Raw genomic sequence first — 26,774 nt, forward strand, 5'->3', positions numbered from 1 at the left:
CGAAATTTAGAAGTATTTTTGCGCATGCAACACAACGTACTTATTTTAGATTTCGGGTCGCAATACACTCAGCTTATTGCGCGAAGAGTTCGAGAATTAAACATATTCTGCGAAATCTTCCCTTACAATCACTTTCCTAGTGATTTATCATCTTACAAAGCAGTAATTCTTGGCGGAAGCCCATTTTCTGTTCGTTCAGAAGATGCGCCACATCCAGATTTATCTCAAATTAGAGGAAAACTTCCTATGCTGGCCGTATGTTACGGAGCACAATATTTAGCGCATTTTAGCGGTGGGGAAGTAGCAGCTTCTAATACTAGAGAATATGGTAGAGCCAATTTGTCTTTCATCAAAGAAAACGAAACCTTCTTCGAAGGAGTTTCTGAGAACAGCCAAGTTTGGATGAGCCATAGTGATAGTATCAAAGCATTACCAACCAACGGTATTAAATTAGCAAGTACTCACGATGTAGAATTTGCAGCTTACAAAATTGAAGGCGAAACTACTTATGCTATTCAATACCACCCAGAGGTTTTTCACTCCACAGATGGTTCTAAAATGTTGGAGAATTTCTTGGTAAAAATTGCCGAAGTTCCTCAAAATTTTACACCAAACGCTTTCGTAGAAGAAATTGTAGCTGAAATGAAAGAAAAAATCGGAAATGACAAGGTGGTTCTTGGTCTTTCTGGTGGAGTAGATTCTACTGTAGCTGCGGTATTATTGAATAAAGCAATTGGGAAAAACCTATATTGTATTTTTGTAAATAACGGCTTACTTCGTAAAAACGAGTTCCAAAGTGTTTTAGACCAATACGAAGGTATGGGGCTAAATGTAAAAGGAGTGGATGCTTCGCAACGTTTTTATGATGCACTAGCTGGAATTACAGACCCAGAATTAAAAAGAAAAGCCATCGGAAATGCTTTTATAGAAGTTTTTGATGATGAGTCACACAAAATAGAAGACGTTACTTGGTTAGCGCAAGGAACAATTTATCCTGATGTAATTGAATCAGTTTCTGTAAAAGGTCCTTCTGCAACTATCAAATCGCATCATAATGTGGGTGGTTTACCAGATTATATGAAACTGAAAATTGTAGAGCCTCTGCGTATGCTTTTCAAAGACGAAGTACGTCGCGTAGGAGCTACTTTAGGAATCGACCCAGAGTTATTGGGTAGACATCCTTTCCCAGGACCAGGTTTGTCTATTCGTATTCTAGGAGATATTACTCCAGAGAAAGTACAAATTTTGCAAGATGTTGATAAAGTTTTTATCGACGGTTTAAAATCTTGGGGATTGTATGACAAAGTTTGGCAAGCAGGTGCTATTTTGTTGCCTGTAAATAGTGTTGGTGTGATGGGTGATGAGCGTACTTACGAAAAAGTAGTAGCGCTTAGAGCGGTTGAATCTACCGATGGTATGACTGCGGATTGGGTACATTTACCTTATGAGTTTTTGATGAAAGTGTCAAACGATATCATCAATAAAGTAAAAGGAGTTAATCGTGTGGTTTACGATATTAGTTCGAAACCGCCAGCCACAATCGAGTGGGAATAAAATAAGTTGTAGAGTTTCTTTTTCAATAGAAATTACAATAATTAATACGAAAACGGTATCAGATTTTGGAATAAAATTTGATGCCGTTTTGCTATCTTTGAACGGTACTAATTTATAATTTATTCGGATGCAATATTATAGTAAGATTTGGTTTTGTGGGTTGTTTTTTATAGGAAGTTTGTTTGCTCAAGACAAAGCAACCACTCATAAAGTTGCTAAAGGTGAAACCATAGCGCAAATCGCTCAAAAGTACAAAGTAAGTCCTTACGACATCTATCAACTAAATCCTGATGCCCAAGCTGGAATCAGTCAAAATACTGTTTTGTTAATCCCTAAAGCAGGAACTAAAGTTCAGTCTAAAACAGTGACAAGCTCAACAGTTGTATCTAAAAAAGTAACGCACGAGGTAGCGCCAAAAGAGACTTTATTCGGTATCCAAAAAAAGTATAATGTTACCGAAGCGGCTTTATTTAAAGCGAATCCTTTTTTAGAAAAAGACGGCTTGCAAATTGGGCAAACACTCGTTATTCCAAATGGAGTTGCTAACAAAACTACTACAGTAACTGCTGCTCCAAAAACTGTAACGCCCGTTTTTCATTTGGTACAACCTCAAGAAACTAAGTTTTCGATTGCTAAGAAATACAATATTACTATCGAAGAATTAGAGAAAAAAAATCCAGAAATTGTATCAAATCTGCCTGTTGGTTTCAATTTGTTGATTAAAGGAAATCGTCCAAAAGAAACCAAAGAAATTCCTGTAAATGCCGACAAAAAAGAACTTACTGCAACTACTGTAAAAAAGGCAGTTGTAGCCGATTTTCAAAATTATACAGTGAAACCAAAGGAGACTTTGTACAGTTTGACCAAAACTTCAGGTTTGTCGCAAGAAGAGTTAATTGCTTTAAATCCTGAATTGAAAAATGGTGTTCAGGAAGGAATGTTGATTAAGTTACCAGCAGCTGTAAAACTGATAGCGCAACCAGAAGTCAAAAAAGGAATTGTGCAGTTAAGCAAGCAAAATACAGCAGATAAAAAGAGGTTGGTCTTGCTGTTTCCATTTAATATGGCAAAAATCGCCAATGACACCGTTAATTCAACCACTGAACGTTTAAAGAAAGACAAGTTTTTGAATATGACGTTGGATTTCTATTCTGGTGCTTTGATTGCCATAGATTCAGCAAAGCAATTAGGAATTGATGTGGATGTTCAGGTATTTGATTCTCAAGAGACCAAAATGAGTTCTCAGGTTCCGTCATTAATCAAAAATAACAATATAGAAAATGCACAAGTAGTTATTGGTCCGTTTTATCAAAATAATGTTGAAAAAGCAGCTGAATTACTTAGTGGAACTGATGTTGCGGTAATTTCACCATTATCAAAAGAGACAGGAAAGGCATTTCCAAATTTGTATCAATCAATAGTTGCAGCCGATGTAATTAAAAATACTGCTTTTGATTTTATGAAAAGCAAGGAGGGTAATATAATTGCGGTTGTAGATAAGAAAAAAGAATCTGCAAGAAATTATTTTAGCCAATTCCAAAAAGAGGTGAAAATTGCACCACTGACCCCTGCGGGTGGTTTAAATGTTGAAGCTTTGAAAGGTTTGTTGGATAAAGAAAAAATGAATTATGTCATTTTGGAAACAGGAAGTACAATGATGATTAAATCTACAATTGCCACACTTTTAGGGGTTATGAAAACATACAAAGTGCAATTGGTAACTTTAGAGCCTAATCCTACTTTGGATACAGATGAAATTTCATTTGCAAATTTGGTTAAATTAAAATTGATGTATCCTTCGGCAACACGTGAAAATGAAACGGAAGAAGCCCGAATATTTGAACAAAAATATCGCAAAGAAAACAAAGTGTACCCAAGTTCATTTGCAACAAGAGGTTTTGACCTTACGTTTGATACACTAATGCGAATGGCTCAGGACAAAACGTTTCAAGAAACCATTGAAAGCACTGCTACAGAACAAGTAGAAAACCGTTTTGAGTATTATAAAAAAGAAGACGGTGGCTATACGAATAAAGGCGTCTATATTTTGTATTACGATTCGGATATGACCATTAAGCAAGCCAATTAGTTTTTATTTTGGATGAAAATCAAAAACACTTGATTCAATTGGCACACACTAAAATGCCTTTTGGAAAATATGAAGGTTGGTATCTTATTGATATCCCTGAATATTATATCGTTTGGTACAGAAATAAAGGGTTTCCTAAAGGTGTTTTGGGCGAACAACTGCAATTAATTTATGAGTTAAAAGCCAACGGATTAGAAGATTTAATTCGGAACATAAAAAAGAAATACCCTAAACCATAAAAGTGACACCTCAGGAATTAGAGCAATACTTTAGCTAGTATTCTAAATCCTGAGGTGTCTTTTTATTGTGGTTAAATTCTAAAAATCTCCCGAATGAAGCAGGTAAGTATTCCAATTAAATTTGTACTTTTGCCACGTTTTTTTACACAACTACATTACAAACAACAACAGAATGAATCAAACGAAATATATTTTTGTTACAGGCGGTGTGACTTCTTCATTAGGAAAAGGAATTATAGCGGCATCATTGGCGAAATTATTACAAGCAAGAGGGTATCGAACAACTATTCAAAAATTCGACCCCTATATTAATGTTGACCCAGGAACACTTAATCCTTACGAGCACGGAGAATGTTACGTAACCGATGATGGAGCCGAAACAGATTTAGATTTAGGTCACTACGAACGTTTTTTAAACGTGCCTACTTCTCAAGCGAATAACGTTACTACTGGTAGAATTTACCTTTCGGTTATTGAAAAAGAAAGAAGAGGAGAGTTTTTAGGGAAAACAGTTCAAGTAGTTCCTCATATTACCAATGAAATCAAAGACAGAATGCAATTGCTTGGCAAATCAGGTGATTATGATATTGTCATTACAGAAATTGGAGGAACTGTAGGAGATATCGAATCTTTACCATACATCGAGTCTGTTCGTCAGTTGGTTTGGGATTTAGGTGAAAACAATGCTATTGTTATTCATTTGACGTTAGTTCCTTACTTAGCAGCAGCTGGAGAATTGAAAACTAAACCTACTCAACACTCTGTGAAAACATTGATGGAGAGCGGAATTAAAGCTGATATTTTAGTTTGTAGAACAGAACACGAAATCGCAGATGATATTCGCAACAAATTGGCTTTGTTTTGTAATGTAAAAAGAGAAGCTGTTATTCAATCTATCGATGCTTCTACTATTTATGAAGTACCTAATTTAATGTTGGAAGAAGGTCTAGATGTAGTAGCTTTAAAGAAACTAGACTTACCTAAAAAAGCAGCTCCAGATTTAAAAAATTGGAATACCTTCTTGAAACGTTTAAAAAATCCAAAACATACCGTAAATATTGGTTTGGTTGGGAAATATGTCGAAATGCAAGATTGCTACAAATCTATTTTGGAAGCCTTCATTCACGCAGGAGCGGCAAATGAAACAAAAGTAAATGTGATTTCGATTCATTCAGAGCATTTGGACCCTTCAAATATTGCTGAGAAATTAGCTGGTTTGGATGGGGTTTTAGTGGCGCCAGGTTTTGGTGAAAGAGGAATCGAAGGTAAAATAGAAGCGGTTCGTTATGTTCGCGAAAACAACATTCCATTTTTTGGTATTTGTTTAGGAATGCAGATGTCAATTATAGAATATTCAAGAACTATTTTGGGTTACAAAGACGCCAATTCTACTGAAATGAATGAGAATACGCCTCATCCAGTTGTCAATTTGATGGAAGACCAAAAAACAGTAACGGATAAAGGAGGTACAATGCGTTTAGGAGCTTGGAAATGTGAAATAAAACCAGACTCATTAGCACACAAAATATATGGTAAAACCGAGATTTCGGAGCGTCACCGTCACCGTTATGAGTACAATAGTGCTTATGTTGAGCAATTGCAAAAAGCTGGTTTGATTGCTTCTGGTGTGAACCCTGATACTGGTTTGGTAGAAATCGTTGAGATTGAAAATCATCCTTTCTTTATAGGTGTTCAATACCATCCAGAGTATAAAAGTACCGTTGCGAATCCTCACCCAATTTTCGTGAGTTTTGTTGCCGCAGCAGTAAAAGCCAAAAAGAAATAATACAATAGTTGTAACAAAGCATTTAAGTTGTATTCTAACACTAAACTGGAGTAAACTGCTTCAGTTTTGAATTTTGAACATAGATAATAATGGAAGAAAAAAAGATTGACATTAATTCAATTATCGGTTTTATATTGATTTTTGGAATTTTGGTTTGGATTATGTACCAAAACCAACCCGATCCTAAAGTTGTTGCGGCTGAAAAAGCCCAAAAAGAATTGGTTTTAAAAGCTCAAAAAGCAAAAGAATTGGCAAATAAAGCAGTTGAAAAAGCAACTGTTGCTGTAGCCACTGGCGATTCTACTCAATTGGTAGCTTTGCAAAAAACATTAGGGAATTTTGCTTATTCTGCGACTTTGCCTTCTGCAAAAAATGATTTTACTACGATTGAAAATGAAGTGATAAAATTAAAAATTGCTAATAAAGGTGGTTATATCGCTGAGGCAACTTTGAAAAACTTTGAAAAATTCAAAAAAGGTTCTGGTCAGTTGGTAGAATTGATAAAAAACAATAATGCTAATTTGAATATTGTTTTGCAAACCAATGACAACCGAACTTTAAATACCAAAGACTTGTTTTTTGAGCCTACTTTAACCAAAATAGGAGCGGATCAAGTGTTGTCTATGAAGTTAAAGTCAGGTCCAAATTCATTTTTGGAATATAAATACATAGTGAAGCCAAACGATTATATGATTGGTTTTGATGTGCGTTCTCAAGGCTTGAACCAAGTATTGAATACAGCTAAGCCTTTGGATTTAGAATGGGATTTGAAAGCTTTCAGAAATGAAAAAAGTATATCTTACGAAAATAAATACACTGAGATTTATTTTGAACATAAAGAAGGTAAAGTTGATTACGCTGGCTTAGGTGCAAAAGAAGAAGAAACTCTTGAGAAACCAACGTTTATTGCATTCAAACAGCATTTCTTTACTTCAATTTTAGTTTCTAAAACATCTTTTGAGAAAGCACAACTGGTTTCTACCAATCTTATGAATGATGAGAAAGTTGATACTACTTTTACAAAATCATTCAAAGCGAACTTACCTTTGGCTTTTACCAATGGTGAATTAGATTATAAATTAAACTGGTACTTAGGACCATCTGATTACAAGACTTTAGCTAGTTACGATCAAAATCTAGAAAAAATCATCACTTTAGGTTGGGGAATCATCGGTTGGATCAATCGTTTTATCTTCGTGCCTTTATTTGGTTTCCTAGGTTCTTATATTGCTTATGGTATTGCGATTATTCTTTTTACAATTTTAATCAAATTGGCAATGTCGCCTATTACTTTCAAATCGTTCTTGTCACAAGCAAAAATGAAAGTATTGCGTCCAGAAATTGCTGAATTGGGTGAGAAATTCAAAAAAGACCCAATGAAAAAGCAACAAGAAACAATGAAATTGTACAACAAAGCTGGAGTAAATCCTATGGCGGGTTGTATACCAGCATTGATACAAATGCCTTTCTTGATGGCTTCGTTTCAGTTTTTTCCTTCAGCTTTTGAGTTAAGACAACAAAAGTTTTTATGGGCAGATGATTTGTCTTCTTTTGATGAAATTGTAAAATTACCGTTCCATATTCCATTGTATGGAGATCATATTAGTTTGTTTCCAATTTTGGCAGCGATTGCAATTTTCTTCTATATGAAAATGACTTCAGGAGATCAACAAATGGCAGCACCACAACAAGAAGGTATGCCAGATATGGCCAAAATGATGAAGATTATGATCTATGTTTCGCCATTGATGATGTTGTTCTTCTTCAATAGTTATGGAGCAGGTTTGAGTTTGTATAACTTTATTTCCAACTTGGTTACTATTTTAATTATGTTAGTAATCAAAAGATATTTTATCGATGGAGATAAAATTCACGCTCAAATTCAAGAGAATAAATTAAAAGAGCCTAAAAAACAAGGAAGATTCCAACGCAAATTGCAAGAAGCAATGGAACAAGCTGAAGCTCAAAAAGCGGCTCAACAAAAGAAAAAATAAGTATTTTAAAATTGTTTTATAAAAAAAACTTCCGCTTTTGGCGGAAGTTTTTTGTTTTTGGAATAGTATTTACCTTTATAAATTTGGTAGTAAGACTTTGTTTACTGCGTGGATAATTCCGTTTGAACATTGTACATCAGTTAAAACAATATTTGTTACTCTTGATTGCTCATCGGTAATTGTTGCGCCAGAAAATCTTAAAATTCCTGTTTCTAAAGTAGGTGACGATGCAGGTATTCCTGTAGATAGTACATTTGCTCCGTCAATAACGTGATAAGTTAACACTGCTGTTTTTTGAGTACTTGTTAACCCACCGTACAAAGTTGTAGTTGCTGTGTCAAATGCTGAATTTAAAGGTGCAAAAACTGTAAAAGGTGATGGTGATGCACTACTGCTCAATGTTGAAATTAAATTTTGTGTGGTTAATAATGTTGCCAGTGTAGAGAAATTAGGATTAGCTGTTGCATGTGTAACAATTGTTGGTAAACCAATTACTGCATCCACTACATGTATAACACCATTCGAAGCCATTACGTCAGCTGTTGTAACTTTTGCAACACCGTTTAATTTTACTCCTGATGTCAAATCCACATACATGCTTAAAGTATTTGTTGTAGATGCTCCACCTTTAGCAAGTGTTTTAATATAACCTGTTTGCAAATCGGTTGATTTGGCTGTACCACTTACGACATGATTTAATAAAATTTGTGTCAATACATCTTTTGGGACGTCACTAATTGTAGCGTAAGGAGTGGTTTTTAAAAAGGCTGTAAAAGCTGCATCTGTTGGAGCGAATACAGTATAAGGCCCAGGTCCTTGCAGTGTAGCTGCTAACTCTGCTCTCGTTAACGCTTGTACTAAAATTTTTAAGTTTGAATTTTTTACCGCAATACCAGTAATAGTATTGTCTACTGGTTTAGGGTTATCATCATCACTGTCGCAAGAAACTGCGAATGATAAAAATGCAATACATGCCAAAGCCATTTTTAATTTTGATGCAATTTTCATAATCGTTTTTTTTAATTGAGTTAGAGTTAATGTTATTTTGTTGTTCAAAGTTATTTAATAAAGATTAAACAAAATTTAATTTTATATATTGATTAATACTTGTTTATTTGAGCTATTGTAATGATAGCAAGGCTAGTAAGTTGTTTTTGTTTAATTTAATAGCATTGTTATTAAACAAATATTAATAAAGAAATAGACTTGTAACTTTCTTTTCATTTATTACTTTTGGTTGTAAATACTGCTAAAGACAATTTTTATAACATTTAAGAGTTGTATGTTTTTATTTCAGATAGTTTTTAACAATGATAAATTTTTAAAATATGATTAATAAGGGATTGTTTTTGATTTTATTTTTTCAAATTTCGGCTTTGTTGGCACAAGTAACGACCAATCAATTGGATAGTGATGGTAAGAAAAATGGACTTTGGAGAGGGTATTATGAAGAATCCAAAAGGTTACGTTATGAAGGAACTTTTTTGCACGGTAAAGAAGTAGGTGTTTTTAAATATTTTGATGATACGAAAGCAGCCGATGTGATTGCCACTCGAGAGTTTAACGAAAAAGACAATTCAGCATATACTATTTTTTACAATCAAAATAAGTTTAAGGTAAGTGAAGGCAAGGTGGTTAATAAACTTTTTGAAGGAGAATGGATTTATTATCACTTCAATTCCAAAGCGATAATGACCAAAGAATGGTATAAAAACGGAAAGTTATCAGGATTAAGAACGGTTTACTTTCCCGATGGTAAAGTGGCAGAAGAGACACATTATGAAGACGGTCTTAAACACGGAAGTTGCAAAATTTATTCAGATAAAGGTATTGTTTTAGAAGAAACTGTTTATCAAAAGGGGCAGTATAATGGACCAGCTATTTTTAGGGACACTAATGGTTTTATTGCTTCCAAAGGAAATTTTGTGTTGGGGAAAAAAGAAGGCGTTTGGGAGTTTTATGAAAAAGATAAGTTGGTGAAAAAACGAAATATGAGTTATCCAGAAGGTCTTACTAAGCGTAAAAAGAATTAACTTTTGCTTAGATAATTACTGTGCTAAATCTTTTGTAACTTTGCACCCTATTTTAAAAAAGGGTTTTGATGAAAAAGAGAGTGGTTGTTGGTCTATCTGGAGGTGTAGATTCTAGTGTTGCGGCTTATTTGTTGCAACAAGAAGGATACGAGGTTATTGGGCTATTTATGAAAAATTGGCACGATGACTCAGTAACGATATCCAATGAATGTCCTTGGTTGGAAGATAGCAACGATGCTTTATTGGTAGCTGAAAAATTAGGAATTCCTTTCCAAACGGTTGACCTTAGTGAACAATACCAAGATAAGATTGTGGATTACATGTTCAGTGAATATGAGAAAGGACGTACTCCAAATCCTGATGTTTTGTGTAATCGCGAAATTAAATTTGCTGTTTTTTTAGAAATTGCTTTAAGTTTAGGAGCAGATTATGTGGCTACTGGACATTATTGCCAAAAGCGAACTACTGAAATAGACGGGAAACCGTTGTATCACCTTATTGCAGGTGCTGATACTAACAAAGACCAATCGTACTTTTTATGTCAATTGTCGCAAGAACAGTTGGCTAAATCTTTGTTTCCAATTGGAGCATTAACGAAACCTCAGGTTCGTGAAATAGCAACTGAAATGGAATTGGTTACCGCAGAGAAAAAAGATTCTCAAGGACTTTGTTTTATTGGTAAAGTACGTTTGCCAGAGTTTTTACAACAAAAATTACAACCCAAAGAAGGTCAAATTATACAAATCGACAAAAATCACCCAATTTATACTTCAACAGATGAAGCTGAAACTTTAGCTTCTTTGTCTCATAAAATCACTTATACAACAGACATGGGTAAGGTAGTTGGTAAGCACCAAGGCGCTCATTATTTTACGGTGGGGCAACGAAAAGGGCTTAATGTTGGTGGTACTACAGAGCCTTTGTTTGTTATTGCTACTGATGTGGTGACCAATACAATTTACACGGGCTTGTCTAGTAATCATCCGGGATTGTTTAGAAGAGGATTGTTTATTGATGCCTCTGAGACGCATTGGATTCGTACCGATTTAGCCTTGTCAGCAGGTGAGTCTAAAGAAGTAATGGCGAGAATTCGTTACCGTCAGCCGTTGCAAAAAGCTAGGTTACATCAAGAAGAAAAAGGAATGTATGTGATTTTTGACGAACCACAATCCGCTATTACTGAAGGACAATTTGTGGCTTGGTACCAAGAGGACGAGTTGTTAGGTTCTGGGGTTATAGCTTAGTTTTAGTCCTTAGTAATTAGTTCTTAGTGATTAGTTCTTAGGCCTTATTGATTGGTCTTTAGTAAAAACTATAAAAAATTCTTCTGAAAAAAAGATAGTGTCGCCTAGCCCCGATGGGAGGGAATATCCTTTTTATCCTTTTTCGGGATAAAAAGATAGGAAGGACAGCGGGACCAAACGTGATGAAATCCCAAATTTTGTGCTCCTAAAAACGCTTAAAATTATAATTCATAATGTTTTTTTGAGTACATTTCGGCATGAAAAAAATAGTTTTTTTATTTTTCTTATTCCAATCTTTTTTGGTTTTTTCACAACAAGATGCTTGGGTGTATTTTGGTGATAAAGCCAATGTTCAAAACTATTTGGACAACCCTCAATTGATGCTCTCACAGCGTGCCATTGATAGAAGAACACGACAAAAAATCGCTTTGGACAGCAAAGATGTTCCCATTCCTGCTTCGTATATAAAAGCTGTAAAAGAGTCTGCTGGAATTACAGTTATGGGGCAATCAAAATGGCTAAATGCGTTGCATGTCCGCGGTACTCAAGCGGATATTACTTCCTTAAAAAATTTAGCTTTTGTTACTAAAATCAGCTTCGCAGATAAGTCCTTAAATGCGACAGGAAAGACAACTGCTGTGTCAAAAAATCAGCAGGTTCAGAAAAAATACAACACCGCAATTACTTATAATTATGGTACGTCTGCCAATCAAATTCAGATGTTGAATGGGCATTTATTGCATCAGCAAAATTATACGGGGAGTGGTAAAATTATAGCGGTTTTAGATGCCGGATTTCCTGGGGTGGATACTCAATTACCGTTTAAAAAATTGAGAGATAATAATCAGATTTTGGGTGGTTATAATTATGTAAACAGAAGTGCGAATTACTATACTGGAGACAATCACGGTACATTAGTCCTTTCGACTATGGGCGGGAATCAAGACCAAGCTTTGGTAGGAACGGCTCCTGATGCGTCTTATTATCTTTTTGTTACCGAAAATGATGCTTCTGAAAACCCTGTTGAAGAGACGCTTTGGGTAGAAGCGGCAGAGAAAGCGGATAGTTTGGGGGTAGATATCATTAATAGTTCGTTGGGTTATTTTGATTTTGATAATGCTAAATATAGCTATACTTATGCCGATATGAATGGTGCTACAGCATTTATTAGTCGAGGAGCCGAAATTGCTTTTAGTAGAGGAATGCTTGTGGTGGCATCCGCAGGAAATTCGGGTAACACGACTAATCCCAATATAGCTGCACCAGCAGATGCGGTTTCGGTGCTTACGGTAGGTGCAGTTAATGCTTCGAAAACTAGAGCTGTATTTAGTTCAATTGGCCCTTCGTTTGATGGTAGGGTAAAGCCAGAAGTGATGGCGCAAGGACAAGCTTCTGTGGTTTCGGATGAATTTGGGAATATCAGAACGGCCAACGGAACCTCTTTTTCGAGTCCAATTCTGGCTGGAATGGTGGCGTGCTTATGGCAAGCTTTACCCGATAAAACCAACAAAGAAATTAGAGATTTGATTATTCAATCTTCAGATAAATATACGACTCCAACGCCACAACTAGGCTACGGAATTCCAGATTTTAGTGCGGCTGTAAATAAAGGTCTTTTAGCCACAATTGATAATCAGAAGGCTGTTTTTTCATTATATCCTAATCCTACTAAAGGTATTATTTATATGGAATTACCTTCAACAGTAGAAGAGGTGCAGCTTACTATTTATTCTTTATTGGGACAAAAAATAATGGAGGTCCCTTTTACAAAATCAACACCTTCTTTTTCTGTAGAAACCTTGTGGAATGGAGTATACTTGTACACTATTCAAGGGAAAAGCTTTTCTGCTCAAGGAAAAATCATCAAATATTAATTTACAATTCAATGAATTCAATTATAAAGCTTTTTGGCATTCAATACCCAATTATTCAAGGAGGAATGATATGGAACAGTGGTTATAAATTGGCAAGTGCCGTGAGTAATGCGGGAGGATTAGGCATCATTGGTGCTGGTTCTATGTATCCTGACGTACTTAGGGAGCACATTCAAAAATGCAAAAAAGCGACTAATAAGCCTTTTGGCGTGAATGTTCCCATGTTGTATCCGAATGTTGAAGAAATAATTAATATCATTATAGAAGAAGGTGTAAAAATTGTTTTTACTTCAGCTGGAAATCCCAAAACTTGGACCGCTTTTTTGAAAGAAAAAGGAATAACAGTGGTGCATGTGGTGAGTAGTTCGGTGTTTGCTTTGAAAGCACAAGATGCAGGAGTAGATGCTGTTGTTGCCGAAGGTTTTGAAGCTGGAGGACACAATGGTCGAGAGGAAACAACTACACTAACTTTGATTCCGATGGTGAAGCAAAAAATCAGCATTCCATTGATTGCTGCTGGCGGAATTGCCACAGGAAGAGGAATGCTTGCGGCAATGGCTTTGGGCGCCGATGGTGTTCAAGTAGGAAGTCGTTTTGCTGCTTCGGTAGAATCATCAGCTCACGATAATTTTAAAGAAGTAATTGTGAATGTAAAAGAAGGGGATACCCAATTGACATTAAAAGAATTAGCGCCTGTTCGTTTGGTAAAAAATAAGTTTTTCAATGACGTTCAGGAATTGTATGCAAAATGTCCTACTAAAGAAGAGTTAGTCACTTTGCTTGGTAGAGCCAGAGCCAAACGCGGGATGTTTGAAGGTGATTTGGTCGAGGGCGAATTAGAAATTGGTCAGATTGCGGGATTAATTACCGAAATTCAACCTGTAAAAGAAATTATTGATACTATGATAGCCGAGTTCAAGCAAGCCCAAATTGAAATCGGACAACTCCAGTTTTAACTCCAACCCCAAACGCCTCCCCATGTCAAAACCTACTATTTTATTTTTGTTTTTTGTCCTCTTTTTTTGTTTTCAGCTGTCTAATGCTCAAACCTATAAGTTTCAAACTTCGGGTTACAGTGTTCTACAGAAAAATGAAAAAGGAAAATGGGGAGATTGGTCCGAATTGGATTTAATCAATATCCCAATTACTTTAGATACTTCTAAACATCGAATTGTAGTCTATACCCCAATGCTTCAATTGTATAACATTCTTTCGTATGCAGAAATTGAAGAAAACAAAACCGATATCATTTATTCTTTTGAATGCAAAGACGAAAATGGTGATGCCTGCACTTTGATGATTATTACTCGCAAACAACAAGGCAATCGCAAGCAGTTGTATATCAATTATGAGAATAGGATTTATTTGTATAATATTTAGTTTTTAGTCCTTAGTCATTAGTCCTTCATTAGTGAATAGTAATTAGCTTAGAAACCACAAACCACAAACTATAAACTATAAACCAAGACCCTTTACCCTTTCTCAATATCTTTTATAAACTCATCATATTCGAGATAGAAAAGTTCTAAAGCATTCATTTTTTCGAAGAAAAAGTCAAAAATGTAGTCCCAGTGATTGCGATTACTCATACTGTACCCATTTTTTTCAACCCAAATGCGGCTGATGGTTTTGCCATTTTCTAAAGTGTAGTCTTTTTCAAAAACCAAATCTTTGATGAATTCATCTTCCAAAATACCTTTCAAAGCTTCTAGTTTTTCGAAATATTGAGAACGTAAGTCATCATTTCGATGCTCGATATCAATGAGTACTTGAGCTTTTTTGTTATCTGCGAAAAATTTAAAAGAGAAATCTTTAATTTTGGTATCATACAATACCCATTTTCTGGGGTATTTCTCGGCGAAGGCTACCCAAAAATCGTGTTTTAACCGCTGATTTTCTGCTTTACTGTACATTTGAATTGAATTTAGAAAGTTTGGTTTGTATTCCAAACAAAACTATAGTATATTTATTGGAATGCTTGCAAAAATAAGTTTTACCTATGAATTTTCAAGATTTTCAGCAATATATCCCTCAAATACTTGAGGCTCCGCTTCCTGCTTTTGCTTCACATATAAAAATGGCGCCAAAAGAGCGAATCGAATCGTTGAAAGCGTTTAGTTATGCAGATAAAAATCCACGAAAAGCAGCGGTTTTGATGTTGTTGTATCCAAAACAAGAGCAAACGCATTTGGTATTGATTGAAAGAAATTCCTATGAAGGCGTGCATTCGGCTCAAATTGCTTTTCCTGGTGGTAAGTTTGAGAATGAAGATGTGGAATACGAAACTACAGCTTTGAGAGAATCCGAAGAAGAAATTGGAATATCACGTGAGCAAATAAAAGTAATCAGACCTTTTTCTCCTTTGTATATTCCGCCTAGTAATTTTTTAGTGCATCCATATTTAGGAATTGCAAACGAGGCCTTGCATTTTGTTTTGGAACCGAAAGAGGTGGCGAGTATAATCGAATTACCATTGTCTGATTTTTTAAGTGATGCGCTTTTACATGAGACGAAATTGACGACTTCTTATGCTACAGATATTGCAATTCCAGCATTCAAAATCAATGAACATATAGTTTGGGGAGCTACAGCGATGATGCTGAGCGAGTTAAAAGAGGTTTTGCGTTTTGTGTTTGAAAAATCATAAATAAGCTCATTTTTTCTTGATTTATTGTAAAATTATTGCAAGTTTAGCGTTTTCTAAACGTTAAGAAAATATGTCGTATCTTTGCACTCCAATTTCAAAAAAGAATTATTATGGGATTATTTAAAAGGAATCCTTTTGGTCATATACTTTTTATAAAGAAATGGTTAATCCGAATTTTTGGTGTTATTACCCACAGAAGGTATCGTGGTTTCAACGAATTACAAATTGAGCGTTCAGAAATTATTCGAAATTTACCAGATACTAATGTGTTGTTTATTTCCAATCATCAAACCTATTTTGCTGATGTTGTAGCTATGTTTCATGTGTTTAACGCGAGTTTAAGCGGAAGAGACGATACCATCAAAAACGTTTGTTATTTGTGGCAACCCAAAATGAATATATATTATGTTGCGGCCAAAGAAACAATGCATGCAGGATTACTTCCTAGAATCTTAGCCTATGTAGGTGCGATAACAGTAGAAAGAACTTGGCGTTCCAAAGGAAAAGATGTTACCGAAAAAAGAGAAGTAAATCCCAATGATACCGAAAATATCAAGATAGCTTTAGCAGATGGTTGGGTGATAACGTTTCCTCAAGGAACAACAAAATCATTTAAACCCGTTCGTAAAGGAACTGCACATATTATAAAAGAACACAAGCCTATTGTGGTTCCAATCGTAATTGATGGCTTTAGACGTTCCTTTGACAAAAAGGGCTTACGATTAAAAAAGAAAGGAATCTTACAATCGTTTATCATTAAAGAACCTTTAGAGATTGATTATGATAACGAAACCATAGAAGAGATTGTAGAAAAAGTAGAATATGCCATCGAGCAGCATCCTTCCTTTTTGAAAGTTATTCCAGCTGAAGAGTTGGAAGCTCAAAAAGAACTCGATAAAATGCGAAAATGGGAATATTAATATAAAAAAAAGCGGTCAAAATTTTGACCGCTTTTTTTTATAAATCTATTTTCTTTAATTCTTTATAGTTGTCCAACAAACGTCTCAATAGTCGACCGTAAATCAGACGATAGAACAACCAAAATATTCCTAATATCAATGCGATAAATACTATCAAGATTGAGAAAGTAACAATCATCACGGTATAATTGCTGCCTATTTTATCAGTGAGTACAACTGTTTCTGGATTGTATTTAAAGGCAATATAAAAACCAATGAATAGCGATAGTACTAATTGTCCAAGGTTGTAATAGACGTAGTAGTTTACAGTCTTTCTAGTCTTAATAATGTCACGCATCAGTTGTTTAGTAGAGGCCGTGGTCGAAATTATCTTGTAGTTTTTGTAGAAAAGATAAATGAATGTAAAAATTATGAGGTAGCTGGCATAATTATATATATCGAAATATACAGATAGTTCCTCGTGTTTCATTTTTTTGAAATAATCATCTATGTTGACACCAATAGATAAAACAGACCACAAAATCAATTCCAAAATACTCAATATCAAAATCCACTTCACGATAGAAGAAGACCTTTTATGAATCATCCTGTAAATATCTTTTTCGGTTACTTGTTCAAAAGAAGTCTCGTTCTTTTGCCAATCTTTTTTTAACAAATCCAGTTCTTTCATTAGGCTAATGGATTTAGTATTTTTTTTAATTTTCCTTTAATTCTATTCATTTTTACTCTTGCGTTGACCTCGCTAATTCCCAATGTTTCGGATATTTCAGTATAATCTTTGTCTTCAAGATACATAAAGATTAAAGCCTTTTCGATATCGTTCAATTGGTAAACTGCTTGGTACATTAATTTTAATTGTTCTTCCTCTTCATAGTCATATTCAACTTCTGGAGTATAATGTTGCCTTGCTTCAAATTCTGTTGTAGTCACTGCTCTTTTGTCTTTTCGATACAGCGTAATGGCGGTATTAAGAGCGACTCTGTATGCCCAAGTAGAGAACTTACTGTCGCCTCTAAACTTTGGAAAAGCTTTCCATAACTGAATAGTAATTTCCTGAAACAAATCCTTATGCGCATCCTCACCAGACGTATACAACCTACAAATCTTGTGGATGATATTCTGGTTTGCTTGCAATTGCGATACAAAGGATTGTTCTAAATTATCGGCCATATAAACATTAGTGGTTCAAAACCAATTTTTGTTACAAATAAATATATTTTTTAGTAGGAGCACAACTTTTAGGAGCACAAAAACGAGTCGTCCCGCTATCCGTTACAATCTTTTATGGCAAACACTGCCATAAAAGGATTTTCACTACTATCGGGGCTATTTTACGCGTTTTGTTTTCATAAGAAATACGAGTTACAACGAATGTAGTTTAAAATAATTCACCATCAAATCCACATATTTACTATAGCCTTCCATACCGTCTTTTTGTTGGTTCATTTTTAGGAAGTTGTCGTAAAAAATATGAAATCCTTTGTCGATAAAAGTGTCGTATTGTTTCCAAAAGGTTTCACTTTCTTTAAAGTTGGCTACTACTCCAGGATGAAGCGTTTTTAAAAATTGAGCCACTTTTTTTTCATCACGTGCTTGCCAATTCCGCAAACAATAGCGCAAGGCCAGACTATACCCCGAATATTGAATGTAAGCATCTTTATTTTTTATCGAAGCCAAAAAACCAATAAAATTGCACTCACTTTCACTGGCAAAACCTATTTGATGCGCCATTTCGTGATTCGCAGTCATCGGAAAACTGTACAAAGGGCCCAAACCATTCACTTGCGCTTCATTGGTAAACGGATTCAAATAGCCACCAAATCCCATATACGTCAGCGGAATACTAAAAAGCGATTTCTTGATACTCAAATGGCTGTATCGGAACATCGAATGTTCTCGAGCCAAGTTTCGATATCCATTCGTATTCATTTGAAATAATTGAGATTTGGAATAAGGGACAACTACTTTACGATTTTTGTCTCTCATTAGTTTCAACTGAATCTCATTGGTTTTGGCAATTAGTTTTTGAGTAAAAAAAGCTAAATCGGCATCTGAATATTCTTTTTCAATTTTCATTTTTTCATACAGCGGTTCTCTGTAGTAATTGAGTCCCCAAAGCAAATGAAAAAGAAAATAAACTACAGATAAAAAACTTAAAATAGAAAGCGAGACTTCTTTCCATTTTTGTCTTGGTGCTACACTTTGGATTGTTTTATTTTTTTTGAGTAACCAAAACCAACGAATCGCCCGAATAATTAGCAAAGCATACAAAACATCGCCCAACGAAAAAGGAACTTTTCCTAAACTGATTCTTAAGGACTTCGAGATAAAGACATAGAGGCCATTGCTGTACCAACGTTCGATGAATTCTGGAAAAAATCGAATGATTTTAAGTAGTACTATTTGAAATACGAGGAATAGCGGTAAAAGGTATTTTCTTTTCAAGGCTTGACTTTTGGCATAAAAATAAGGATTAAATCCGTCGTGCACTTTCTTTTTTTGTAAATTTGAACCTTAAAATACTTCACTATGGAAACTATTGCTGATAGAATTACAATTGACGATAGAATTTGCAACGGAAAACCTACCATCAGAAACAAGAGAATTACCGTTAATACTATTCTTGGGTTTTTGAGTTCTGGAGATTCTAGAGAAGAAATTTTGTTGCAATATCCAAGCCTCGAAAACGAAGATATTGATGCCTGTCTTAAATTTGCATCCGAATTAATGAACAGAAATTTTACTATTAAAGAGGTTGCCTAAATGCCAAAATTTTTAATAGACGCCAATCTGCCGTACCACCTTTCCATTTGGAATTCAGACAATTTTATTCATCAAAAGAATATAAACGATGAATGGTTTGATGAACAAATTTGGTTATATGCAAAGGAAAACAACCTCACTATAATTACCAAAGATGTTGATTTTTCTAATAAAATGATGTTAAACAATCCTCCTCCAAAAGTAATTCATATCCGATTTGGGAATATGAAGATGAAAGATTTTCACGAGAACATTTGTAAAGTTTGGGATAGCGTTCTAGAAATGAATGCGACTCACAAACTAGTAAATGTTTTTAAAGATAGGATAGAGGGAATCGAATAAGTAACACTACAAAATAATGAGTCAAGAAATAAGAAATTTAGAGCCTAAAGCACTTTGGAATCAATTTGCTGATTTGAATGCTGTACCACGTCCTTCCAAAAAAGAAGAGCAAGTAATCCAATTTATGAAAGATTTTGGGAATCGTCTGGGTTTAGAAACCTTTGAAGACGAAATCCGAAACGTAATCATTCGCAAACCGGCTACTCTAGGAATGGAAAACCGTAAACCTATCGTGTTGCAAGGCCATTTGGATATGGTACACCAAAAAAACAACGATACCGTTTTTGATTTCGAAACTCAAGGCATTGAGATGTATGTTGATGGCGACTGGGTGCGTGCTAAAGGAACGACATTGGGAGCCGATAACGGTTTGGGTGTAGCTGCAATTATGGCTGTTTTAGAAAGTACTGATATTCCACATCCTGCTATTGAAGCCTTGTTTACTATTGATGAAGAAACAGGAATGACAGGTGCTTTGAACCTGCAAGGCGGGATTTTACAAGGTCAAATATTATTGAATTTAGACACCGAAGAAGATGACGAAATTGACATTGGATGCGCAGGTGGTATCGATGTAACCGCAACAGCCGAATACGACGAAGAGGATACGCCAGAGGGTTCTGTTGGCTATAGTATTACGGTAAAAGGTTTGCAAGGCGGACATTCAGGTATGGATATTCACAAAGGGTTGGGGAATGCTAATAAAATAATGAATCGTTTGTTGTTTGACGGCTTTGATAACTTCGGATTACAAATTGCGTCAATTGCTGGAGGAAGTTTGCGTAATGCGATTCCAAGAGAAAGTGTTGCGAAAGTGATTATTGCTGCAGTTTATGACGAAGCCTTTGTATTTGATATGCAACAAATCGTAAACGAGATTAAAGCGGAGTTCAAAACGACTGAGCCAAACTTAGAAATTGTTTTTGAAAAATTAACTGAGGTTCCCGCCAAAGTAATGCCTTCTATAGCGCAGTTTTATTTTGTACGTTCGATATATACGGCTCATAACGGCGTGTATCGTATGAGTGCCGATTTTGACAATCTTGTAGAAACGTCTAACAATATTGCCAAAGTAATTGTAGGCGAAGGACAGTTGACTGTGCAATGTTTAACCCGTTCTTCGGTAGAGTCCTCTAAAATGGATTTGGCGAATGCTTTGCGTTCTGCCTTTGAATTGATGGGCTGCGAAGTGGAGTTTTCTGGAGCTTATCCGGGATGGACGCCTAATCCAAAATCCGAAATTTTGGATGTTTTGGTTGGTATTTATGAAAAACAAAACAATGCTAAACCTAATGTCGTAGCTTGCCACGCAGGATTAGAGTGTGGAATTTTAGGAACCAATTATCCAGATATGGATATGATTTCTTTTGGACCAACGATTCACGGAGCCCATTCGCCAGACGAAAGAGCAAGTATTAGTTCTTCTCAGAAATTCTGGAAATTCTTCTTAGAAATTTTAGCTTCAATACCTTTAAAATAATAGGTATTTGATAATTATTGAAAAGACCTTATTGCAAAATAAGGTCTTTTTTTCTTGATTTTTGTAAAGAAAGAAATGGGTATGGGTAAAGGGTATTATTTCTTTTTTTTTTATTCAATCGGCTTAGGGTTTCTCTGGAAACACCTATATAGGAAGCTATTATTGATTTGGGTAGTTTGTTAAAAATAGGCGAAAAATCACTTTTAAAAACTTCTAATCGCTCTTTTATGTTTAACATTAGTAAAGAGGTAATTCTTTTTTCTCTTTTGATTATTCCTTGTCTTCCTCTTATTCGAAAGTACTTCAGAATGCTTGGAATTTCTTCGCTAAGTTTATCTATATCTTCTATTGATATACAGTAGACGATAGTGTCTACTATGCAGCTAGCATATAAATTAGTTGTTGATTGTTCAAATAAGTTGGGGTAATCACTAATCCATAGATTGTCATACGATAAGTCCATAATTCGTTCTTTACCATCAACGTCGACCAAATAGGTTTTTACAATGCCGTTAATGATGAAATAATCAAAGGAAACAACATCTCCCTCCTGAAAAAGAAATTGATGCTTTTTGTATTTTTTTATTTTAAGATGCGAATAAATATATTCAAACTCATATTCTGTTAAATCAATAAAATCTTCGAAATGGGAATATAATATTTCTTTCATTTTTTTTTATGTTTTTTCAAAACAATAAAACCATAAACTATAGCAATGAAAAGTAGGTAGTTGGGGTTGTTTAGGTTCATTGATTTTATTATTTATTAGAAATATTTTTTTTAAAATGGGATATTTCTAGTTGGGTTATCAATTGGTATATTTTTTCGTCATTTTCTTTTGTCAAAAGTACCTTGTAGGATTTTGAATGGTCTGTGATTTGGGCATAAACTATTCTTATACGAAGCAGGTAAAACAATAAAAAAATCAAAATACAGATCATAAGAAAACACTGTATTTCGTTAAAATGAATTTTGAATACAACAAAACAAATGATAAGGGTCGTAATGTAGGTTGTGAGTATTGCGTATTTTACATAGTAGAAGGTTTTGTTTTCAATTATTTTTATTTGTCTGATTTTATTAATTTCTATTTTTTTTGATTTTATCAATGTTTTTATAGTTATAAAATCATTTTCGTAATGAGGAGAGGGGTTCATTTTTTTTAGTGTTTTTACAAATCTACTCCTACTTGCTACAAATTATAAATGATGAGAATCACTTTTTTTTGTTGATATATGTCACATTTTAAGTTTTTTGAAGGCTATCGTTAATGTTGTTAAACTCATAAATACATAGTGTTTTTTGGGTAATGTATTGCTTGTTTTGTTTTTACTTTAATCAAATTCATTTTTAGTTATGAATATGATTTTTTAAGTGAATTTAGTCTAAATAACATTTTGTTAAAATAAGAATATCAATTTTAACAAGTTGAGTGAGGGCTTAATAAAAAATTAGCATTTACATTTAAATAATAAAAAAATAAATGAAAAAAAAAATACTAAACAAAGGGGAGGTGTAGAAGAAATTAGTTGGTTTTTTAGTAAAAGAAAGGAGTTTGTTAGTTTTTTTGTGTAGTTTTTTTGAATTTTAGGAGGAATGTTTTTCTTTTAGAATAATACTAGTATTCCAATTCATTAGTGTTTTTTACTTATTTATTAGCAGCTTTTAGTAGTATAGATTAAAAAAGCTGCTAATTCATTTTTTCTAGTCTCTCTTGGGACTATTTTTTTTATCTCGTTTTTCTTCTTTCTTTTCCTTAGCCGTTTTTAGCGGTTCTTTTTTTGCTGTTTTTTTAGCATTTAGACTTTTTGCCATAATTACTTGTTTTAGTGAATCTAGTAAAGGTAGGTTAATTTGCTGCCATTACAACTTTAAAAAAAAACTCCCAATCACAAGATGCAATTGGGAGAATGATACTTTGATTAAATGTTGTTTTAAAAGGGAGGAATCTACTTCTTTTTCAAAAACAAAACTAAGCCTAAAATGCTAATTACCAAAATAACCAAGGCAACTAGAACGGTAGACAAATCCCTAACACTTTTTCCTGCCCAATCCATAAACAAGAATTTATGAAAAATGGCAAACGAATAGCCTTCTATTTTGTCCGATGTTTCGACTAGAGCAGCTAATCTGGAGGTGGCGGTTTCTATGAAATAGGTTTTTTTATTTGGAGTGTCATACGCTAATTTGATTACTGGCAAACGTTTGTTGACAAAACCGTATTCTCTACTGTTGAATTCTGTAAGCTGTTTGGTTTCTAATAGTTTAGCTTCTTTTATAGCGCAGTTAGGTTCGGCAGAGGTGTTGTCCATTTCACAGCAAGCGGCTTTCTGAGTGTTGTCATCAAAATAATTAGCCAAATAAGTAGCGTAATCTACATCTAAATTGGGACGTACTTTGTTGGTGACACTGTTGATGTACACAATTTCGCTAACGGGTTGTGCTTTTTTGTTGCCCCATTTTGGTTTTTCGGTAGCAGTTTTGTTATTGGATTGTAATTCGCAACGGTAATAAATGCTGTCATTGTAACGAATCAAACTGGTGTTTTCCAATTTTTTCCAATCTATAGCTAAGGCAGTATTGGCGGTTGGTAATTCATTGGTTTTAAAAATAGGTTCATACACCATTTTGTCTAAAACATAAGGTTCCCATTTGGTTGTAGCGTGATAAGCCCCACTAAAAGCAAAGGTTAAGGTAAAGAACGAAAACCAAATCCCGATTTGACGGTGATAGGCTCTAATTCCTTTTTTGGGAGCTAGACTGTCTGTTTTTTTGAATTGTTTCCAAAATAAGCCATAAATCACAATCCCGCTTATGGCTGAGAAGAAGATAATGCCAAGGAAAATGAACATTACTACTATACGGATGCTGTTGTTGCTAATCCAATCTATGAACGCCCAATTATGAAACGTGTCAAAAAACCAAATGAAGGCTTGTCTGGATTTTGGGTTATAAGTGGCTAGTTTGCTCGAAGCGGTTTCTACATAAATCTCCATAGCATCTGGACGATTGTAAGTGATTTTGTAAACCGGTAAATAGCGATTGATGTATTTGTACTGAGAATTGAACTCGGTTACTACTTCCGTTTTTGCGATAGTACTTTCTTGGTCTTCTAAAAAGTAACGCGAAAGCCAATGTGCATAATTTTGGTCTCCGTTTTCTAGTTTTTTGGCTGTTGCCGTATCAAAGTATAACAGTGAATCTTTTTCAGTTTTCACTTGATAATAAGTAGTCTTGTCAAAAGATACTATTCGGAAATTTTTGAAGCTGCTGATTTGGTTTTTTAGCAATACTTCTTGAAGGGAATAGTTGATTTTTGACGAGTCGATGGTTACTTTTTCAATTTGTTCATTGGCAATAGTGGGTTTGAAAAAATGCGCCATAAAAGGATGCATTATCCCTGAAAGTGTCCAAAATATAACGGGCACAATAGTAATAATCCCAATGTATCTGTGCCAAGCGTATATTTTTTGCTTTACTTTTTTGATGAATTTCGAATCCTTTTTCTTGGATGTTTTCTCGTTGTTGTGGGTTGTGCTCATTGTTTGTTTTTTTTAGCCCCGGTAGTAGCGGCATCCTTTTGGGGCGGGGTTCGCCCCAAAAGATACAGCGGATGACGGGATTAGCTCCTAATTATTTTTTTAATGAAAAATTATATTGTAATCCTATTAAGAAGGTTCTAGGTGCGGCGGCAGTATACGATGGTTGTGAGGTGCTTAGATTGGCACGGGACACATTGAAGGCGTATAATTTATCGGTTAAATTCATTATGTTTCCAAAGAATTCAAGGGATTTATAGTGATAGCCCAATCTAAAATTGAAAATATCGTAACCTGCGTATTTTACCGTGTTGATTTGGTCTTGGTAATAGCTTCCTACCGATTGCCATTCTAGAGCTGTTCTAAAATTAGGGAACCAATTTGGATAATAACTGATTTCAGCGTTTCCTGACCATCTTGGAGCTTGAGGCATTTCTTTACCATCTAAGTTTTTCAATGCATCGGTTGGTCTATCCGATACTTTGAAGTTGATAAAGGTGTGTTCTGCAACAGTTCCTCCAAAACGAATGTTCAATTGCTCAGAAGGTTTGTAGTTGAAACCAAATTCAACTCCTTTGTGTCTTGTTTCTCCTGCAGATTGAAAATCGGTTGAATTGTCTGGTTGGCGGATGCTTAACAGTTCATTTTTACCATCCATATAGTAGATGGCATAATCAAAATACAATTTGTTTTTTAGAACGTTTATCCAACCACCAGCTTCGTAGTTATCGAAAGTAGCTGGCTCAAGATTATAGTAAAACTCAGCGGGTTTACCTGTGGTTCCACCCGTTCCAGGTTTGGCTCTAAAAATAGATGTGATTCCTGGAGGTGCAAATCCTTGTGCATAATTGGCATAAAATCCAAAGTAAGTAGATGGATTGAAGTTGGCTCCAGCTTTGAAGGTTACTTTGTCGTATATTTTGGTTCCGATGGATTTATCGAGAGCATTGTCATAATCAACTTTCATATTGTCATAACGCAAGCCTCCAGTAAGCACCAATTGTTCAATAGGACTAAAGCTAATTTGAGCATATTCGGCAGAGTTGAAAATGTCTGCTGTGTAGTCCACTAATTTGATGTCTGGTCTTTCTGCGATTTGTTCGTAATTGTTTACTGTTAATCCACCTGGGTTTAGGTTGGCTTTTAAGTCGGTTCTATAGGCCCAATAGGTTACTGGAGAATAGTCATAAAGCACACCTGCTACAATTTTGGTGTCCCAAAAGGATAGTTTTTGGGTGTGTTGTGCAATGGCGCCATAACTTTTGAAATTGTTAGAGTTGATTTCGCCTGTTGCAGTAGTTTTTCCAGTGGTCCAACGAATAGAGTAGGAAGGATTTTGTCCTAATTTGTTATCTCTAAAATAAACTGTCAAGGCACTACTTGAGTTGCTATTCCAGTCGTGTTCAAGCGCCAATTTAGTTCGTAAGGCATCGGATTTTCTATAAGTGAAATCGGTGGTGCTTTTGTAGGTTCTGTTGTAAAAAGCATCTTCGTTTACACTTCCACTCATATCCGAATAATATTTACCCCACATAGTAGTGCTAATTAATCGAGTTTTTGGACTGATGTTGAAGTCGATACGGGCATTCAGGTTGTCTTTGTTGTAATCAGAGAAAGCCATCCAGCCATTTTTTTGCAAACTTGAAATTCCAGCTATGTGAAAACCAACTTTGCCAACAGTCGCACTTGCCATAGCCTGAATACGGTGGTAGCCCCATTGGTCGGCTTGGATTCCGAATTTGAATTCTGGGTCTATTGTTGGTTTTTTTGAAATTAAATTGATGGCACCACCAACGGCTTCAGGGCCATATAATGAAGAAACTGGTCCTTTGACTACCTCAATGTTTTGAAGGTTGAATTGGTTGATTTCTAGTAATGCATTGTGGTTAAATATTCCCATTGGACGAATAGGTAAGCCGTCTTCAAGGTATAAGTAATAGGCATTTGTGGTCATAGGTTGACGAATAGCCATAGAGTGTTGCTCGTTTCCTAAATTTACCATCAATACGCCAGGTATTTTGTTGATTACTTCGAATACAGCTACGGCTTTAGCTTCGTCTATCGTTTTGGCGTTCAGTTTGCTGATGGCTGTTGGGGTTTGTTTTCGTTGGGTAGCGGTACGGTTGGCGGTAACAAAAACGGTTTCTAAATCTTGGGTTTTGGTGCTGTCTTTTTCGGTTTTATTTTGCGCAAAAGCGATTTGCCCTACTAGTAATAAGGCTGTAATGTATTTTTTCATTTGGTTTATCTGAAATTCTAATCTTAAGTTG

The 26,774-nt window shown here is 35.0% G+C and carries 23 protein-coding genes; 15 read left to right on the plus strand and 8 right to left on the minus strand.

Translation table 11 applies throughout. The features are described from left to right. The first annotated feature begins 24 nt into the window (after positions 1-24). From guaA to yidC, 5 genes are all read left to right on the plus strand, one after another. Positions 25-1,554, plus strand: coding sequence for a glutamine-hydrolyzing GMP synthase (gene guaA, locus ACSVH9_RS01555; RefSeq protein ID WP_438062164.1), 1,530 nt, complete (start codon positions 25-27; stop codon positions 1,552-1,554). A 127-nt stretch (positions 1,555-1,681) separates the two neighbouring features. Beyond that, on the plus strand, positions 1,682-3,643 hold the full coding sequence (locus tag ACSVH9_RS01560; protein WP_438062165.1) for a PBP1 and LysM peptidoglycan-binding domain-containing protein: 1,962 nt from the start codon (positions 1,682-1,684) through the stop codon (positions 3,641-3,643). An 8-nt stretch (positions 3,644-3,651) separates the two neighbouring features. After that, positions 3,652-3,882 (plus strand): DUF3820 family protein, encoded by a 231-nt coding sequence (locus ACSVH9_RS01565; protein WP_159683298.1) that lies wholly within the window; start codon positions 3,652-3,654, stop codon positions 3,880-3,882. 172 nt (positions 3,883-4,054) lie between these two features. Beyond that, a complete protein-coding gene (locus ACSVH9_RS01570; protein WP_300978573.1) occupies positions 4,055-5,668 on the plus strand; it encodes a CTP synthase in 1,614 nt (537 codons plus the stop codon). 89 nt (positions 5,669-5,757) lie between these two features. Then, positions 5,758-7,662: a membrane protein insertase YidC gene (yidC, locus tag ACSVH9_RS01575; RefSeq protein WP_438062166.1), complete on the plus strand. Its 1,905-nt coding sequence runs from the start codon at positions 5,758-5,760 to the stop codon at positions 7,660-7,662. Positions 7,663-7,737: 75 nt separating this feature from the next. Here yidC and ACSVH9_RS01580 read toward each other — a convergent pair whose 3' ends face one another. Further along, the gene (locus tag ACSVH9_RS01580) at positions 7,738-8,670 is read right to left on the minus strand and encodes a fasciclin domain-containing protein (RefSeq protein ID WP_438062167.1); all 933 of its coding nucleotides are present in this window, start codon (positions 8,668-8,670) and stop codon (positions 7,738-7,740) included. 320 nt (positions 8,671-8,990) lie between these two features. On the opposite strand from ACSVH9_RS01580, the gene ACSVH9_RS01585 reads away from it, so the two are divergent. The 5 genes from ACSVH9_RS01585 (at position 8,991) to ACSVH9_RS01605 (ending at position 14,193) form a co-directional block, all read left to right on the plus strand. Further along, positions 8,991-9,695, plus strand: a complete 705-nt coding sequence (locus ACSVH9_RS01585; protein ID WP_438062168.1) for a toxin-antitoxin system YwqK family antitoxin — start codon at positions 8,991-8,993, stop codon at positions 9,693-9,695. 68 nt (positions 9,696-9,763) lie between these two features. Next, positions 9,764-10,939 carry a tRNA 2-thiouridine(34) synthase MnmA gene (mnmA, locus tag ACSVH9_RS01590; protein ID WP_438062169.1) on the plus strand — a complete coding sequence of 392 codons (1,176 nt, stop codon included), beginning with the start codon at positions 9,764-9,766 and terminating at the stop codon, positions 10,937-10,939. A 257-nt stretch (positions 10,940-11,196) separates the two neighbouring features. Next, on the plus strand, positions 11,197-12,813 hold the full coding sequence (locus tag ACSVH9_RS01595; protein ID WP_438062170.1) for a S8 family serine peptidase: 1,617 nt from the start codon (positions 11,197-11,199) through the stop codon (positions 12,811-12,813). 11 nt (positions 12,814-12,824) lie between these two features. Continuing rightward, entirely contained in the window at positions 12,825-13,769 is a 945-nt protein-coding gene (locus ACSVH9_RS01600; RefSeq protein ID WP_438062171.1) for an NAD(P)H-dependent flavin oxidoreductase, read from the plus strand. Positions 13,770-13,791: 22 nt separating this feature from the next. After that, entirely contained in the window at positions 13,792-14,193 is a 402-nt protein-coding gene (locus ACSVH9_RS01605; protein WP_438062172.1) for a hypothetical protein, read from the plus strand. A gap of 92 nt (positions 14,194-14,285) precedes the next feature. Here ACSVH9_RS01605 and ACSVH9_RS01610 read toward each other — a convergent pair whose 3' ends face one another. Then, the gene (locus tag ACSVH9_RS01610; protein WP_315175463.1) at positions 14,286-14,726 is read right to left on the minus strand and encodes a DUF4268 domain-containing protein; all 441 of its coding nucleotides are present in this window, start codon (positions 14,724-14,726) and stop codon (positions 14,286-14,288) included. Between the two features lie 86 nt (positions 14,727-14,812). Here ACSVH9_RS01610 and ACSVH9_RS01615 point away from each other — a divergent pair, with 86 nt between their 5' ends. Further along, on the plus strand, positions 14,813-15,460 hold the full coding sequence (locus ACSVH9_RS01615; RefSeq protein ID WP_438062173.1) for an NUDIX hydrolase: 648 nt from the start codon (positions 14,813-14,815) through the stop codon (positions 15,458-15,460). A gap of 110 nt (positions 15,461-15,570) precedes the next feature. Continuing rightward, positions 15,571-16,380: a lysophospholipid acyltransferase family protein gene (locus tag ACSVH9_RS01620; protein ID WP_438062174.1), complete on the plus strand. Its 810-nt coding sequence runs from the start codon at positions 15,571-15,573 to the stop codon at positions 16,378-16,380. 37 nt (positions 16,381-16,417) lie between these two features. Here the strand turns inward: ACSVH9_RS01620 and ACSVH9_RS01625 are convergent, their stop codons facing one another. The 3 genes from ACSVH9_RS01625 to ACSVH9_RS01635 form a co-directional block, all read right to left on the minus strand. Continuing rightward, positions 16,418-17,050: a hypothetical protein gene (locus tag ACSVH9_RS01625; RefSeq protein ID WP_315175457.1), complete on the minus strand. Its 633-nt coding sequence runs from the start codon at positions 17,048-17,050 to the stop codon at positions 16,418-16,420. Next, a complete protein-coding gene (locus ACSVH9_RS01630; protein WP_024980221.1) occupies positions 17,050-17,550 on the minus strand; it encodes an RNA polymerase sigma factor in 501 nt (166 codons plus the stop codon). Before ACSVH9_RS01630 ends, ACSVH9_RS01625 begins: the two co-directional genes overlap by 1 nt. A 192-nt stretch (positions 17,551-17,742) precedes the next feature. After that, complete coding sequence (locus ACSVH9_RS01635; protein WP_438062175.1) at positions 17,743-18,870, minus strand: DUF3810 domain-containing protein; 1,128 nt, start codon at positions 18,868-18,870, stop codon at positions 17,743-17,745. A 39-nt stretch (positions 18,871-18,909) separates the two neighbouring features. Between ACSVH9_RS01635 and ACSVH9_RS01640 the strand changes: the two genes are divergently transcribed. From ACSVH9_RS01640 to ACSVH9_RS01650, 3 genes are read left to right on the plus strand one after another with little or no spacing between them, the layout of a single operon-like run. Continuing rightward, positions 18,910-19,143, plus strand: coding sequence for a DUF433 domain-containing protein (locus tag ACSVH9_RS01640; RefSeq protein WP_024980219.1), 234 nt, complete (start codon positions 18,910-18,912; stop codon positions 19,141-19,143). Continuing rightward, entirely contained in the window at positions 19,144-19,485 is a 342-nt protein-coding gene (locus tag ACSVH9_RS01645; RefSeq protein ID WP_438062176.1) for a DUF5615 family PIN-like protein, read from the plus strand. It abuts the gene before it with no gap. Positions 19,486-19,501: 16 nt separating this feature from the next. Then, positions 19,502-20,965, plus strand: a complete 1,464-nt coding sequence (locus ACSVH9_RS01650; RefSeq protein ID WP_438062177.1) for an aminoacyl-histidine dipeptidase — start codon at positions 19,502-19,504, stop codon at positions 20,963-20,965. A 28-nt stretch (positions 20,966-20,993) separates the two neighbouring features. On the opposite strand, the gene ACSVH9_RS01655 is transcribed toward ACSVH9_RS01650, so the two are convergent. From ACSVH9_RS01655 to ACSVH9_RS01665, 3 genes are all read right to left on the minus strand, one after another. Further along, positions 20,994-21,635 carry a Crp/Fnr family transcriptional regulator gene (locus ACSVH9_RS01655; RefSeq protein WP_438062178.1) on the minus strand — a complete coding sequence of 214 codons (642 nt, stop codon included), beginning with the start codon at positions 21,633-21,635 and terminating at the stop codon, positions 20,994-20,996. A 1,279-nt stretch (positions 21,636-22,914) separates the two neighbouring features. Continuing rightward, positions 22,915-24,507, minus strand: coding sequence for a PepSY domain-containing protein (locus ACSVH9_RS01660; RefSeq protein ID WP_438062179.1), 1,593 nt, complete (start codon positions 24,505-24,507; stop codon positions 22,915-22,917). A gap of 91 nt (positions 24,508-24,598) precedes the next feature. Continuing rightward, positions 24,599-26,743 carry a TonB-dependent receptor gene (locus ACSVH9_RS01665; RefSeq protein ID WP_438062180.1) on the minus strand — a complete coding sequence of 715 codons (2,145 nt, stop codon included), beginning with the start codon at positions 26,741-26,743 and terminating at the stop codon, positions 24,599-24,601. Positions 26,744-26,774 lie beyond the last annotated feature (31 nt).

This window comes from Flavobacterium sp. RSSB_23 (genome assembly GCF_051547145.1).
GTDB lineage: Bacteria > Bacteroidota > Bacteroidia > Flavobacteriales > Flavobacteriaceae > Flavobacterium.

Bases quoted from the DNA above. Each gene is read 5' to 3' on its own strand.
- ACSVH9_RS01570 (WP_300978573.1), top strand. From the start codon at position 4,055: ATGAATCAAACGAAATATATTTTTGTTACAGGCGGTGTGACTTCTTCA.
- ACSVH9_RS01625 (WP_315175457.1), bottom strand. From the start codon at position 17,050: ATGAAAGAACTGGATTTGTTAAAAAAAGATTGGCAAAAGAACGAGACT.
- ACSVH9_RS01630 (WP_024980221.1), bottom strand. From the start codon at position 17,550: ATGGCCGATAATTTAGAACAATCCTTTGTATCGCAATTGCAAGCAAAC.
- ACSVH9_RS01560 (WP_438062165.1), top strand. From the start codon at position 1,682: ATGCAATATTATAGTAAGATTTGGTTTTGTGGGTTGTTTTTTATAGGA.
- mnmA (WP_438062169.1), top strand. From the start codon at position 9,764: ATGAAAAAGAGAGTGGTTGTTGGTCTATCTGGAGGTGTAGATTCTAGT.
- ACSVH9_RS01660 (WP_438062179.1), bottom strand. From the start codon at position 24,507: ATGAGCACAACCCACAACAACGAGAAAACATCCAAGAAAAAGGATTCG.
- ACSVH9_RS01645 (WP_438062176.1), top strand. From the start codon at position 19,144: ATGCCAAAATTTTTAATAGACGCCAATCTGCCGTACCACCTTTCCATT.
- ACSVH9_RS01655 (WP_438062178.1), bottom strand. From the start codon at position 21,635: ATGAAAGAAATATTATATTCCCATTTCGAAGATTTTATTGATTTAACA.
- ACSVH9_RS01585 (WP_438062168.1), top strand. From the start codon at position 8,991: ATGATTAATAAGGGATTGTTTTTGATTTTATTTTTTCAAATTTCGGCT.
- ACSVH9_RS01620 (WP_438062174.1), top strand. From the start codon at position 15,571: ATGGGATTATTTAAAAGGAATCCTTTTGGTCATATACTTTTTATAAAG.
- ACSVH9_RS01595 (WP_438062170.1), top strand. From the start codon at position 11,197: ATGAAAAAAATAGTTTTTTTATTTTTCTTATTCCAATCTTTTTTGGTT.
- ACSVH9_RS01580 (WP_438062167.1), bottom strand. From the start codon at position 8,670: ATGAAAATTGCATCAAAATTAAAAATGGCTTTGGCATGTATTGCATTT.
- guaA (WP_438062164.1), top strand. From the start codon at position 25: ATGCAACACAACGTACTTATTTTAGATTTCGGGTCGCAATACACTCAG.
- ACSVH9_RS01600 (WP_438062171.1), top strand. From the start codon at position 12,825: ATGAATTCAATTATAAAGCTTTTTGGCATTCAATACCCAATTATTCAA.
- yidC (WP_438062166.1), top strand. From the start codon at position 5,758: ATGGAAGAAAAAAAGATTGACATTAATTCAATTATCGGTTTTATATTG.
- ACSVH9_RS01615 (WP_438062173.1), top strand. From the start codon at position 14,813: ATGAATTTTCAAGATTTTCAGCAATATATCCCTCAAATACTTGAGGCT.
- ACSVH9_RS01650 (WP_438062177.1), top strand. From the start codon at position 19,502: ATGAGTCAAGAAATAAGAAATTTAGAGCCTAAAGCACTTTGGAATCAA.
- ACSVH9_RS01665 (WP_438062180.1), bottom strand. From the start codon at position 26,743: ATGAAAAAATACATTACAGCCTTATTACTAGTAGGGCAAATCGCTTTT.
- ACSVH9_RS01640 (WP_024980219.1), top strand. From the start codon at position 18,910: ATGGAAACTATTGCTGATAGAATTACAATTGACGATAGAATTTGCAAC.
- ACSVH9_RS01605 (WP_438062172.1), top strand. From the start codon at position 13,792: ATGTCAAAACCTACTATTTTATTTTTGTTTTTTGTCCTCTTTTTTTGT.
- ACSVH9_RS01610 (WP_315175463.1), bottom strand. From the start codon at position 14,726: ATGTACAGTAAAGCAGAAAATCAGCGGTTAAAACACGATTTTTGGGTA.